General features: G+C 66.0%; 10 protein-coding genes. All 10 read right to left on the reverse strand.

The window, feature by feature from the left end:
* Nucleotides 1–96 precede the first annotated feature (96 nt).
* A complete protein-coding gene (locus tag BJD12_RS01150) occupies nt 97–1,371 on the reverse strand; it encodes a flagellar hook-length control protein FliK (RefSeq protein ID WP_058564038.1) in 1,275 nt (424 codons plus the stop codon).
* Nucleotides 1,368–1,823 carry a flagellar export protein FliJ gene (gene fliJ / locus BJD12_RS01155; RefSeq protein ID WP_005997125.1) on the reverse strand — a complete coding sequence of 152 codons (456 nt, stop codon included), beginning with the start codon at nt 1,821–1,823 and terminating at the stop codon, nt 1,368–1,370. The genes BJD12_RS01150 and fliJ overlap by 4 nt, the downstream gene beginning before the upstream one ends.
* 3 nt (nt 1,824–1,826) lie before the next feature.
* On the reverse strand, nt 1,827–3,203 hold the full coding sequence (gene fliI / locus BJD12_RS01160) for a flagellar protein export ATPase FliI (RefSeq protein WP_005997126.1): 1,377 nt from the start codon (nt 3,201–3,203) through the stop codon (nt 1,827–1,829).
* Nucleotides 3,200–3,820, reverse strand: a complete 621-nt coding sequence (locus BJD12_RS01165; protein ID WP_005997127.1) for a FliH/SctL family protein — start codon at nt 3,818–3,820, stop codon at nt 3,200–3,202. The genes fliI and BJD12_RS01165 overlap by 4 nt, the downstream gene beginning before the upstream one ends.
* Nucleotides 3,817–4,806 carry a flagellar motor switch protein FliG gene (gene fliG, locus BJD12_RS01170; RefSeq protein WP_005997129.1) on the reverse strand — a complete coding sequence of 330 codons (990 nt, stop codon included), beginning with the start codon at nt 4,804–4,806 and terminating at the stop codon, nt 3,817–3,819. The genes BJD12_RS01165 and fliG overlap by 4 nt, the downstream gene beginning before the upstream one ends.
* Before the next feature lie 10 nt (nt 4,807–4,816).
* A complete protein-coding gene (fliF, locus tag BJD12_RS01175; RefSeq protein WP_005997131.1) occupies nt 4,817–6,541 on the reverse strand; it encodes a flagellar basal-body MS-ring/collar protein FliF in 1,725 nt (574 codons plus the stop codon).
* 13 nt (nt 6,542–6,554) lie between these two features.
* The gene (fliE, locus tag BJD12_RS01180; RefSeq protein ID WP_005997134.1) at nt 6,555–6,926 is read right to left on the reverse strand and encodes a flagellar hook-basal body complex protein FliE; all 372 of its coding nucleotides are present in this window, start codon (nt 6,924–6,926) and stop codon (nt 6,555–6,557) included.
* 766 nt (nt 6,927–7,692) lie between these two features.
* Nucleotides 7,693–11,190 carry a glycosyltransferase gene (locus tag BJD12_RS01190; protein WP_042828641.1) on the reverse strand — a complete coding sequence of 1,166 codons (3,498 nt, stop codon included), beginning with the start codon at nt 11,188–11,190 and terminating at the stop codon, nt 7,693–7,695.
* A gap of 143 nt (nt 11,191–11,333) precedes the next feature.
* Nucleotides 11,334–11,888 carry a class I SAM-dependent methyltransferase gene (locus BJD12_RS01195; RefSeq protein WP_005997137.1) on the reverse strand — a complete coding sequence of 185 codons (555 nt, stop codon included), beginning with the start codon at nt 11,886–11,888 and terminating at the stop codon, nt 11,334–11,336.
* Nucleotides 11,885–12,679 (reverse strand): class I SAM-dependent methyltransferase, encoded by a 795-nt coding sequence (locus BJD12_RS24025; RefSeq protein WP_155759264.1) that lies wholly within the window; start codon nt 12,677–12,679, stop codon nt 11,885–11,887. Before BJD12_RS24025 ends, BJD12_RS01195 begins: the two co-directional genes overlap by 4 nt.
* Nucleotides 12,680–12,691: the final 12 nt, after the last annotated feature.

Genomic DNA, 12,691 nt, shown 5'->3' on the forward strand with positions numbered 1-12,691 from the left:
CCCCCGCAAGCCTTGCGCTGCGCGGGGGTGCGGGTAATCGCAACGTCGGCGCGACGTGCGTTTTTTACGCGGGGCTGGCCGCCCCGGCGCGGCGGCTCAGGCGTAGGCGTCCAGCAATCCACGCTGGCGTAACACCACCGACGGAATTCCGACGGGCGGGCTATCGTCCAGAGTGAGGCCGTTGCCGTCGCGCCCACTGCCGTTGCGGTTGCCGGTCTGGCCTTGCTGTTGCTGACCAACATCGGCCTGGCCGAGCTGGAAGCCGTTCTGGCCGAGCATTTCGCGTAGCCGCGGCAGACTCTGTTCCAGGGCCTGACGGGTGTCGGCGTTGGCAGCGGTAAAGCTGGCGTTGACCTTGTCGCCTTCCAGGTGCAAACGCACTTCCACCGGACCCATCTCGTTCGGGGTGACCTTGATGTGCGCGTGGCCGATCTTCTGGTCGGCAAGCCAGCTCAGACGGGCGCCGATGGCATCGTCGAAGGTGTCGCTGCCCATCTCCGGGGTCGGGGTAGGCGAGGCGGCGAAGATCGGCGCCGGGTCCTGCAGGCGGGTGAGCGTGGGCGCGGCGGTGGGCAGCACGAACGCCGGTGCATCCGGGGCGTCCGGTGCGGTGCCGTCGTCGGCCGGGTCCAAAGCCTTGACCGCCATGCTCATCAGCGCAGCGGCCTGCGCGTCGCCGCTCACTGCAGTGGTCGAGGTGGGCTTGGCGACTGCAGCAGCCGGCGCGAGCGCACCCAGGCTGGGCAGGGCAGTTACGCCGGTTGCGGCGGCAGTGGTGGCGGGTGCGGTGGCGTCGGTCGGCACGGCGGTCGCGGTCGGCGTGGCGCCGGCGGCACTGGCCATACTGGCGGCGAGCGCTGCGGCAGCCGCAGCCAGGGCATCGCCGCCCGGGACTGCCTGGGCCAGCAGGCTCATGCCAAAACCGCCCAGGCCCGCGGGCGGCCAGCCGGCTTCAGTGGTCACGGTGGTATCGGCGGGCGCGTCCTTGCTGTCCTTGCTGGCAGTTGCGTCTTTTCCGGTCGCGGTGGTGGTACTGCTGTCCTTGGCCGCCGGCTCCTTGGCGGGCTGTGCAGCCTTGGCATCGCCGTCCTGGGCGCGCGGGCGCTTGGTCGCATCACCGGGCGCGTCATCGCCCTGTTCGTCGTCGGCGCGGTTCTTGTCGGGCTGGCTGGATTTCGCAGCGGGCGGCTTGGCCGGCACGCGCTCGGGCGCCTGCGGCGGGGCGTGGTTGGGCGTGTTGGCCGGATTGAGCATGCGCGCGAACTGGTCCTGCGCCGGGTCCTGCTCCGTCGATGGGTCGCTGTAGCTGGACTTCTTGCCGGTGCTGGCAAGCGCGCCGAGGCCGGCGGCAAACGCGGACAGGGGGTTCATGCGGATTCTCCGTGAGTGTCTTCGGCCCGCGCCAGGCGCGAGCGGCGTGCGCCCAGATCGTCCATCTCGCGCTGGTCGCGACGTTCGATCACCTTGTTTTCCTGGGCGCGGTAGCTGGCGGCCAGTTGCTCCAGTACCTGCTTCTCGCGGCTGGCCAGCAGCAGGCGGGTGCGCTCGGATTCGACCTTGGCGATGTTGCTTTCCACGGTCTGGGCCTGCTGCAGCACGGCGCTATCGAGCCGGTCCAGGAAGGCGCGGCGGTTGCTCAGCGCTACCGCACTGGTGCCGGCCATATGACTATTGGCGTATTCCTCGGCGTAGCGGCGCAGTTCTTCCAGGCGCGACTGGTGGGTCTCCAACACGCGCTGGCGCTCGGCCAGATCGCGGGCGACCTTGTCTTCCTGTTCCTGCGCCCGCCGCAGCAGGGGATCGATTCGCTTGGACTGCATCATGGATTAGTTCTCGGGTTCCACCAGTTGCTGCAGCGCGGACAGGCTGTCGCTCAGCAGCGAGGCCTTGTGCACGTCCTGGCCAAGGAATTCGACGATTTCCGGCCAACGCGCCAATGCTTCGTCGGTGGCCGGGTCGCTGCCGCGCTGGTAGGCGCCGATGGCGATCAGGTCGCGGTTGGCGGTGTAGGCGGAGAGCAGCCGCTTGAGCTTGCGGATACGCAGGCGCCAGGGTTCGTCGGCGATGTCCTGCACCACGCGGCTGACCGACGATTCCAGGTCGATCGCCGGGTACAGGCCGCTGTCGGCAACCCGACGCGACAACAGGATGTGGCCGTCCAGGATGGCGCGGGCAGCATCGGCGATCGGGTCCTGCGGGTCGTCGCCTTCGGTCAGCACGGTGTAGAAGGCGGTGATCGAGCCGCGGCCCTTGGCGCCGTTGCCGGCCCGTTCCACTAGTGCCGGCAATTTGGCGAACACCGATGGCGGGTAGCCGCGGGTGGTGGGCGGCTCGCCCACCGACAGGCCGATCTCGCGCTGCGCCTGCGCAAAGCGGGTCAGCGAGTCCATCAGCAACAACACGTTCAAGCCCTGGTCGCGGAACCATTCGGCAATGGCGGTGGCGCGGTAGGCACCGTGCAGACGCGCCAGCGGCGGGCGGTCGGCCGGGGCGGCCACGACGACTGCGCGGCGCAGGCCTTCTTCGCCCAGGGTGGTTTCGACAAAGTCGCGTACTTCGCGGCCACGTTCGCCGATCAGCCCGACCACGATGACGTCGGCCGAAGTGAAGCGGGTCATCATGCCCAGCAGCGTCGACTTACCGACACCGGAGCCGGCGAACAGGCCCACGCGCTGGCCGCGGCCGATCGGCAGCATCGCGTTGATCGCACGCACGCCCACATCCAGCGAGGTAGTGATGGGCTCGCGCGCCAGCGGATTGATCGACATGCCGGCCATGCTGACGCTGCCTTCGCCGCGAATCGGGCCTTTGCCGTCCAGCGGGGTGCCATCGCTGTCGATGACGCGGCCGAGAAGGCCTTCGCCCACCTCCACACCACCGCGGCGCCGCGAGGGCACCACGCGGGCATTCGGCAACAGGCCGTGCAGTTCGGCGCTGGGCATCAGATAGGTGCGTTCGCCGGCAAAGCCGACCACTTCGGCATCCACCCAGCCGCCATCGACTTCGACCTTGCAGGTGGCGCCCATCGGCGCTTCGCAGCCGGTGGCTTCCAGGGTCAGGCCGACGGCGCGGCGCAGGATCCCTTCGCGGATCAGGGTGCGGCCGGCGGTGGGTTCCAGGCCAAGCGTCCCCAGACGGGTGGCCAGGCGCAGATTACGTGCATCCAGCCAATCGGCCGGGGTGGCGCCGAACAGGGCGCTCATAGGCCAGCTCCGGATTTGCGCATGACGGTCTCCAGCGCGGCCCGCAGGCGCGCTTCCAGCGTGCCGTCCACACGCACGCTCTCGGCATGCACGCGCAGGTCGCCGCGGCTCAGGCTCATGTCCGGGGCCACGCGGGTGGTGCTGCTCGGTGCCAGGTGCGGCAGCAGCGCGGTGATGTCGTCCGGGTGCAGGCGCACTTCGACCTCGCGGCCGGCACCGCCGACCGCATCCACGGCCTCGCCGACCAGGTCGGCCAGCAGTTGCGGTTCCACCTGGTAGGCACGCCCGACCAGCTGGCCGGCGATGCGCACGGCCAGATCGCCAAGCGCGCCGACCACTTCATTTTCCAGCCGCGCCAGCGGGCGGGTGAAGTTGTCCAGGATGCCGTCGATCTGCGCGGTCAGGCGGCGCACTTCGGACTGGCCCTGGGCAAAGCCTTCGGCATGGCCGCGGGCAAAGCCTTCCTGCTGGGCGGCGTCTTCGATGGCCTGGATCTCTTCCAGGGTCGGCGGGCGCAGCACCGGCTCGTACACGGCCGGTTCGTCGAACTCCGGCTCCGGCGCGGCCAGGGCCATGTGCAGGTCGGGGGCCAGCCAGCGGGTGACCACGTCGTTCATACCATGGCCTCCGCACCGGCGCCGCCGAGGCTGATGGCGCCTTCGTCAGCCAGGCGGCGGACGATGGTGAGGATTTCCTTCTGCGCCGCTTCCACATCGGCCAGGCGCACCGGGCCGCGCGCTTCCATGTCCTCGATCAGGATTTCGGCCGCGCGCTGGGACATGTTGCGGGTGATCTTCTCGCGCACCTTGGTGTCGGCGCCGCGCAGGGCCAGGCCCAGGCGCTCGCCGGAGACTTCGCGCAGCAGCGTCTGCAGGCCGCGGTCGTCCAGGTCCACCAGGTTGTCGAACACGAACATCAGGTCCTGGATCTTGGTGGCCAGGTCGGCGTCGATCTTGCTGATTTCGCCCAGCACGCCTTGATCGGCGCCGGTGTCCAGGAAGTTGAGGATGTTGGCCGCCACCTTGATGCCGCCCACGTTGGACGACTTCAGGTTCTGGTTGCCGGCAAATTGACGCTCCATGATGTCGTTGAGTTCGCTCAACGCATTGGGTGGAATGCCGTCCAGGGTGGCGATGCGCAGCAGCACGTCGGCACGGGTGCGCTCGGGCAGGTTCTTCAGCGCTTCGGCGGCCTGGTCGCTGTCCAGATGCGCCATGACGATGGCGATGATCTGCGGGTGCTCGTTACGCACCAGGTCGGCGACCGCGCGCGGGTCCATCCACTTGAGGGTGTCCAGGCCGGTGGTGTTGCGGCCCAGCAGGATGCGGTCGATCAATCCGCCGGCCTTGTCGGCGCCCAGCGCCTGGATCAGCACGTTGCGGATGTAGTCGTCGGCGCCCACGCCCAGCGAGGTCTTGCCCGCCAGTTCGCCGTTGAAGTCGTCCATGACCTTCTCGACCTGATCGCGCGAGATGGCGGTCATGGTGGCCATGGCGATGCCGATCTTCTGCACCTCCTTGGGGTCCATATGCTTGAGCACTTCGGCCGCGTCGCTTTCCCCCAGCGACAGCAACAGCACGGCGGCGCGCTGCACTCCGGTCATCGGTTGTGTATCAGGCTTCACTGGCGACCCATCCCTTCACGACTTGTGCGACACGTTTTGAATCGGCTTTGACGGCCTCGCGAGCCACGCGCATGCGCTCTTCGTAGGCATCCGGCAGGGCGATCGGGGTCTTCTTTTCCTGACCGATCTGCGCGGTGTCGTCTTCCAGGCCGGGCATCAGGTCATTGTCTTCGTTGACCATCCGCACGTCGGCGCTCTGCGGAGTGCCATCGTTGCCAGCCCCGCGTTCTTTGTCCTTGACCGCGGTCACGCCGGTGAGTTGACGCAAGGTGGGGCGCACTACGCCGAACAGCAGCGCCAGCACCACTACCGCGCCGACCAGCAGGCGCAGACCGTTCTGCACGCGCGGGTCTTCCCACCACTTCGGGCCTTCCTCGCCCGCCACCGCTTCCCGCACAAACGGGGCATTCATCACCGACACCGTGTCGCCACGTGCCGCGTCGAAGCCCACCGCCTGCTTGACCAGTCCCTCGATGCGGGTAAGCTCGGCGGCGGTGAGCGGCTGCTCGACCATCTTGCCCTTGGCACCGGGGCGCGGGACGTTGTCCAGCAGCACCGCCACCGACACCCGCTTGATGCGGCCGGCCGGCTGACGGGTGTGTTGCAAGGTTCGGTCCAATTCGTAATTGCGGGTGGCGCTCTTGGAACTTTCGGTTGGCGCGGCCGGGGCAGCGGCCTGGCCGTTAGCCGCGGCCGGAGTGCCCGGTGCACCGGCGACGGCCGGGGCGGGCGGTTGCCCGGGGCTGTTGCTGGTGGCGCCCGGAGGACCCTGCGGGCCGGTGGCGCTGGTGCTGCTGTCGCTGACCTGCTCGCTGCGCAGCTTGGCCGGCTCGCCGTTATAGAGTTCGCGGGCTTCTTCCACCACCGAGAAGTCCATGTCCACGCTGACTTCCGGGTTGACCCGGCCGGGGCCGGTCATCGGTTCCAGCAGCTCGCGGATGCGCTGGTTGTAGGAGCTTTCCTGGCGACGCACCTGTTCGAACTGCGCGGCGTGCTGGGCGGCATCGCTGTTGGGGTCGGCGATGGAGAGCATGCGGCCGCTCTGGTCGACCACGGTCACACGCTCCGGGGTCATGTCGGGGATGCTGGACGCCACCAGGTTGACGATGGCATCGACCTGATTGCGCTCTAGCCCCTGGCCGCCACGCAGCTCCAGCACCACCGAGGCGCTGGCCACATCGCGCTGGCGGGTGAACGCGCTGGGTTTGGGAATGGCCAGATGCACACGTGCCTCGCGCACCGGGCGCAGGGTGCCGATCGTGCGCGAGAGTTCGGTTTCCAGCGCGTGCTGGTAGCGGGCGTTTTCCACGAACTGGCTGACGCCGAAGCCCGGGTCCTTTTCCATCAGCTCAAAACCGCCGCCGGTCTCTTTGCCGGTCAGGCCGGAGCCGGCCAGCTTCAGGCGGGCGTCGTACAGGCGGTCTTGCGGAACCGAGATGGCGCCGGTGCCCTGGTCGATCTTGAACGGGATCTGCGCGGTGCGCAGTAGGTCGGCCGCCTCGGCGTTTCCCTTCTCGTCCAGGCCGGTGTACAGCGACTGGTAGCCGGGCTTCTGCGACCAGAAGAACACCGCCAGGCCGGCACCCACCGCCAGGGCGATCATCGCCATCATGGTCAGCTTGCGGGTGATCTGCAGGCTGCGGACACGGTCGAACCACTGGCCCGCCTTTTCGGCGTTCTGGTTCATGTTTTCTTTGGTGATCGCGAGAGCCATGTGTCGTCAACCTTTACAGCGGCATGTTCATGACGTCCTGATAAGCCTGGACGAGACGGTTGCGGACTTCCACGGTGGCGCGGAAGGCCACCTGGGACTGCTGGGAGGCGACCATGACCCGGGCCAGATCGGCATTGGGGTCGCCCATTTCGAATGCTTTGGATAGTGCGCCGGCTTTCTGCTGGGCCTCGTTGACGCCGCCGATGGCGCCGCGCAAGGTCTCGCTGAAGCTGGGCGCCTGGGTGGCCGGCGTTCCCTGTGCGCCTGCCAGCCCCTGGATCTGATTACCGCGCGCCGCATCGGCCACCGCACCCATGGGGCCTTGGCCCATCTGCGTCTGGTAGCTGCGGATCTGCGAAAGAATCGAGGTAACGGAGTCGCTCATGGGTGCGGTCAGCCAGGGAGGCATTCACACCGATGCAAGCGGCGTGCCGAAATCGCGCCGGGATTCCGGCACCGGGGGCAGGGAGGGGCTGGCGCTGGGTTGCGGGCTGGTCCGCGGCCGCAATCTCTTGGCGGGAGTCTAGAATCGAGCCCCGCGTGGTTGGCGAAGCTGGCGCTTTATGCGAACCGATTCGGTGGGCAGGCGCGGCTCTGCTCAACCAGTCTGTGTAGCAAGACGTGGGCCTGTCTGGCGGAGAGCGACGGATCTGCAGCCCGGCTGCAGGGTCCTTGCCCCCCAATCCCTCACGGGACACGCTGCTAGTAGGTCCCTGTCAGCTCCGTGGCGGCATCCATGCCGCCAAGGGTCCCGCGACGGAGAGCGGGCAAGGACCGGTCGCGTTGATCGGTGCCCAGGGTTTGGGCAACGCAACCAGCAGCCCCGGAGCTGCGCGACGCGGCGGTTCGTCCTTAGCGAAAACACCAGCCAACGGCCTGGTGCGATGTCCTCACCGCTCGCGGGACCGTTGGCGGCATGGATGCCGCCATCGAGCCCCCAGGGACGGATTCACGGCGTGTCCCGCGAGCGGCGAGGGCAGCGCGCCCTCGACCGAGTTGGCTTTTGACACTCTCAACTAACTCGGCTTCCCCCTCTAGATAGATCGCGCTAAGAACCGATGTCTCTACACCTGTGAGCCATTTGAATCGGGCCGACTACGCGTGATACGGGTGTGCGCATCAGTGTTCGAGCACATCGCGCGGCTGGGTGATCAGTCCGGCAGCCATGCCTCCCGCCAGCGCTCCAGATTGCTGCCGCTCAACATCCAGTCGCGTCGCACCACCTCGCGCAAGGCCGCCCCCTTGGCGCGTGCTGCGTCCAGGTCGGCCAAATGCTCGCGGATGGCGCCGATCCAGTCGCGGTAACGGTTCTTCACCAGTGTCACCGGCAGGGTGCCCTGGTAGCAGCGCACGTCGCTGGCGATCACCGGATAGCCGCATGCACCGTACTCCAGGAGGCGCAGATTGCTCTTGCACTCGTTAAACAGGTTCTGCTCTACCGGCGCCAGTGCCAGATCCAGGTCCAGCGCCGCCAGCGCGGCGGGGTACTGGTCGATCGGCACGCCCGGCTGGAACTGGTGGATGTGCTGGCGCAGTGCGAACGGGTACATCCCCATGAACACCCATTCCACCTCGCCAGCGAGCTCTTTCACTACGTCGGCAATCAATTCCAGGTCGCCGGTATGGCTGGCGCCCCCAGCCCAGCCGATCCGCGGCTTGCCACCCTGGCGTTCGGCTCGCGCAGGCAGATGTTCCCACCAATGTGGCGGCAGGCGGTTTTCGGCCACCCGAATATCGCTATGCAGCCCGGCAAACGCCTCGGCCAGTGCAGGGGTGGAGACCACGAAGCGGTCCACCATGCCCAGCCCGCGCCGCACGGTCTTGAGAATGTCCTTGGGCATGTGTTCGCGATGGGCATTCTTCAGTGGCAGATTAGGCAGGTAATCGTCCAGCTCGTAGACCTTGAACGCGCGCGACAACGCCTTCATCCGCCGCATCGCCTCCAGCCGCGCCTCGCCGACCTGCCGTTGCAGGATCACCACGTCGGGATCCTGGCGCGCCAGTTCGGCGATCTCCAGATAGCCGTTGAACAGCACACCCTCGGCCAGCCCGGCCTCGCGCAGCGCGCGCAGCGGCTGGATCACCCGGTAGTGGCCACAGCCTTCGATATCGGCCGGCAGTGCGATCACGCTCGGCAGTGGCCGCCACGACTGCAACGGCCGCCAGCTGGCGCGCGGGTCGGCCAGCGTGAAGCCGGCGCCCGGGTCCAGCGAGAAACCCGGGTTGTAGGCCGGGTCGTTGGCCATCACCGGTAACCAACGCGCGTACATCGCCTCTTCGTCGAGGGCCGTGGCGGTGGTGGCATCGGGCGGGTCGATCAACAACTGCGCGCGCGCGGCAAACACATTCAAGTACCCGGCCTGGTGCAGGCGCAGGCACAGGTCGACATCGCTCCACTGCGCCAATGCCGGCTCCAGCGCAAAGCCGCCTGCGTCGATAAATAGCTGACGCGGCAGCATCAGACACTCGCCACTCAAGGCGGTGTAGTTCTGGTCCAGCTGCAGGCGCTGCAGATAGCCGGATTCGTCGAATGCACTGCCTTCGAACGCGCGCGCTACCGGTGCCCCCAGGCCCAGCAACAGACCGGCGTGGTGCACGGTGCCGTCGCTGCGTAACAGCTTGCCGGCCACCGCGCCCACTTCCGGGCGGAGCGCGTGGTTGAGCAGTTGCTCCAACCAATCGGCCTTCATCACCGCAGCGCCGGCCGACAGCCACAGCAGCACGTCCCCACGTGCATGCTCGGCGGCCGCGTTGCAGACCGCCTCGCGTACAGGCTCCGCGGCAAAGCGCAGCACGCGGATCTGCTGCATGCCCAGCGCATCGATGCCGGCCAGCCACGCGCGCAGGTCCGGGGCGGTGCTGTCGCGGTCCAGCAGCAGTACCTCGTAATGCGGGTAGGCGGTGTTGGCCAGGATGCTTTCCAGACAGCGCTGCACCTGCGGCAAACGGCCATCGACCAGCACCAGGATGCTGACCAGCGGCTGCTGGGCATGCTGGTACTCCACTGCATGCCGTCCGGGGCCGGCGCTGTGCACGCGTGCATCCGCATACCCGCGCGCGGCCAAGTGGCGGGCGATGGCACGTTGCTCGTCCGCATCGGTTTGCCGTGTCTGTGCTGCGGCCACCAACAATGGCTCGGCGATGTGCTGCACACAGGCCAGGCCGTAACGCTCGACTAGGCCAAGCTGATAGCCGAGTTCGAAGGCCTGCCCAAGGTCTGCCGGAAAACCGCCGTCGGCCACCAGGCCGCTGCGGCGGAACAGCCAGTGCCGCGACAGCGTGGACGGCGCGCTCAGCAGTACATCCAGATACAGCGCCGGCCGCAGCGCCAGCCCAAGCTGCGCGGTGTCCAGCGCAACCACTTCGTCCGCATAGACGGCCTGGCACTGCTCGGGCAGCCCGATCATGCCCAATGCCAGCATCGTCAGGCCACTGACGGTAAAGATGCTGCCGGCCTCCACCAGTACCACCCACTCGACATCCTGTTGCCCTGCAATGGCCTGGTTGAGCGCGGCCACCAGGCCCGCCTCGCCAATCAGTAGCCCACGCTCGCCGTGGTCGTCCAGCTGGTGCGGTGCGCTGCTGACCACCCAGGTCTGCTGATTCCGATAGCAGGCCACTGCATCGATGCTGGCCCGTGTTGCGGCGACTGCGGCGGCGTCCCCATCGCGGTCGATCAGCATCACCGCAATCCGTGGCCCTCCGGCATGTGCCTGCAGGCGCGCATCGATCAACGCGCGCTGCACATCGCTGGGGTGGCGCACGCCCAGCCAAGTGGCCGGCGAGACCTGCTCGGCCATGCCGGCGCTGCGCATCAGCGCATTGACCAGATCCACCGACTTGAACACCCGCGCCTTGTGCGGACTGAGCGGCGCAACCCGCACCTGACGATTGTCGCCGCTCTCACGCCGCCAGCCGAGCTGCCGGATGCCCTGGCGCAGGTCCTCATGGCCCTGATCGCCGACCCCGACCTGATCGCGGCCGGCCTGGCTGAACTGCGCGCTGGACACACGGAAGTGCGTCAGCGGGCTGGCCAGAAACGCCAGGTTGCCGTGGCGCAGCAGCTTCACATAGATCGCCAGATCGCCGACCCAGTGGATCGGTTTGCCGTTCAACATCATCAGCTCATTGCCCAGCGCCAGCAGCTCGGCGCGGCGTGCCAGCACGCAGCTGGGCTCGCCAATGAAGTTGATGGCGTGGTCGGCCAGGAACGACACCAGCTCAGGCCCGTCGATCAGCACGTCTTCGTTGAAAGGAAAGCTGGTGGCCAGGATATCCGGCAACGGCGCGCCATCGTCGTCGATGCGCAACCGCCGCGAGGACGCCATTGCCGTGCCCGGGTTGCGCTCGATCGCTTCCACCAATTGCGCAATGCAATCGGGCTCCAGCACATCGTCGTCGTGCAGAAACTTGATGTACTCGCCGTGCGCCAGCCCAATGCCTTTGATGGTGCTGCCGAGTTCGCCGAGGCGCGTCGCGTTGCGGGAGTAGCGGATCGGGAAGGGAGCAGACGCCAAGCGCAGCGCCAGCAGGGACTCGATCGCGCCATCGCCATTGTCGTCGCAGATCACCAGCTCCAGCGCCGGGTAGGTCTGCGCCAGCACACTGTCCAGCGCCTGCGCGAAATAGCGCGGCTTGAAGGTCGGCATGACAATGCTGACGAGGGCAGTCGAAGGTAGGGGAGCGTCAGGCATCGGCGTGATGAAGGCAGTGGCGAGTAGGGTTATGGCGGTCAAACTGTAGGGGCAACAAAGTGCTGGGGTTCGCTAGCGTCGACGTGGCAAACTTGTAGTCAGACGTCCGCAGCGTCGATTTGCCTTAGATCGGTGGCAGCCTCTCGCCGCGCAATCAAATTCAGGTGCCACGGCTCGCTGTCCTGGCCTTCCAGCAGTCTTTGCACGTCGGTGAAGCCGATATCGGTGAGGAGGGATATCAGAGATTCCTCGGTATAACCCCACCGATGCGCATCTTCCCTACTGCCTCCGCGTGCCTCGTCGCGCCAACCCCAGAACCCGGCAAATGCATGCAAGTTCTGGTCCTCAAGGGAGCTGCACTCCAAGCCGAGGAGTTGGCGCGCATGGAATGCGATGTCGGGGACAATCACATGCAGCATGCCCGCAGGTGCAAGTAGCTCGTGCCAGTGCTTCAATGTGGCACGCGCATCGTTTGGATCGAGATGTTCCAACATGTGCCGGGAATAGATCTCTACAACGCTACCGACAGGCGAGATCGTGATCGCACCAGCATCACAAACGTGGTCGGTAGCCTCAGTCTGCCTTGAGTCAATGTTGAGGTAGCCATCCAGTCGTCTAGAAGCACACCCGACGTGTAGCTTGAGCTCGTTCATAGGTTGGTCACTGCACAGACGACATGAGTGACGTTCTCGTGCCGGATCGAAATATCGTAGATGCGATAGTCAGGAGATTGTTGTCTGAAGAGATACAGCCAAACGTCTGGCGGAAAGATTGAGACATGGCTATGGCCGTCGTCGTAGCAAGCGATGACATGAAAATTGAATCGAGCTGTCCGGTGCAAGGAGCGTGTTAACTCTGCTAGCTCATGGGTCTGGATATGCTCGAGAACATCGGCAGAACAATTGAGGTCAACATGCTCCAAGGTGGAACTGGTCAGATCCTGTTGAGAGAATTCAATGTTGTCGCCTTCTGGAAAGTCCGGCGACCTTGCCCAATCCAAGCCAATAACGCGAGGTACTGACTTTGCTATTTCGGCGACGAAGGCGCCATTTCCGCAGCCAACCTCGCGCACGTTCGTGAACCGACGTTTGCCAAGAAATTTGGTATATGGCATAAGCCAGTTATTGCGTTGAAACAGTGGGTTTTTTTCATGCAATTTTTGGTAGTACGCCGCATCCAATACCTTGTCTGCGTATGCGGCAGGAGCGCTGTTTTCGCTCAGTGCGTGTCCGATCGAAGTGTAGGTCGCTGCTAACCTTGTATAGAGCGAAATGGAAAGTTCCTTTTGAAGCGCAGCGTCTTTTGAAGTTCCGCCCTTTATTCCTTCGTTCGTAGATACGCTGCCGCTCTCAATCGTGCTTTCGATCTGTTCAAGACGTTGATTAACCAGTCCTCCCCCCGATCGGGTGAATGCCTCAACCGGAAAGCTGCGTTCCCAGAGCATGACTTTGGAATA

Source organism: Xanthomonas vesicatoria ATCC 35937 (assembly GCF_001908725.1).
GTDB classification, from domain to species: Bacteria; Pseudomonadota; Gammaproteobacteria; order Xanthomonadales; family Xanthomonadaceae; genus Xanthomonas; species Xanthomonas vesicatoria.

Coding starts and splice junctions, on each gene's coding strand:
- BJD12_RS01150 (WP_058564038.1), bottom strand. CDS start 1,371: ATGAACCCCCTGTCCGCGTTTGCCGCCGGCCTCGGCGCGCTTGCCAGC.
- fliF (WP_005997131.1), bottom strand. CDS start 6,541: ATGGCTCTCGCGATCACCAAAGAAAACATGAACCAGAACGCCGAAAAG.
- BJD12_RS01195 (WP_005997137.1), bottom strand. CDS start 11,888: ATGAACGAGCTCAAGCTACACGTCGGGTGTGCTTCTAGACGACTGGAT.
- fliG (WP_005997129.1), bottom strand. CDS start 4,806: ATGACCGGAGTGCAGCGCGCCGCCGTGCTGTTGCTGTCGCTGGGGGAA.
- fliJ (WP_005997125.1), bottom strand. CDS start 1,823: ATGATGCAGTCCAAGCGAATCGATCCCCTGCTGCGGCGGGCGCAGGAA.
- BJD12_RS01190 (WP_042828641.1), bottom strand. CDS start 11,190: ATGCCGACCTTCAAGCCGCGCTATTTCGCGCAGGCGCTGGACAGTGTG.
- fliE (WP_005997134.1), bottom strand. CDS start 6,926: ATGAGCGACTCCGTTACCTCGATTCTTTCGCAGATCCGCAGCTACCAG.
- fliI (WP_005997126.1), bottom strand. CDS start 3,203: ATGAGCGCCCTGTTCGGCGCCACCCCGGCCGATTGGCTGGATGCACGT.
- BJD12_RS24025 (WP_155759264.1), bottom strand. CDS start 12,679: ATGCTCTGGGAACGCAGCTTTCCGGTTGAGGCATTCACCCGATCGGGG.
- BJD12_RS01165 (WP_005997127.1), bottom strand. CDS start 3,820: ATGAACGACGTGGTCACCCGCTGGCTGGCCCCCGACCTGCACATGGCC.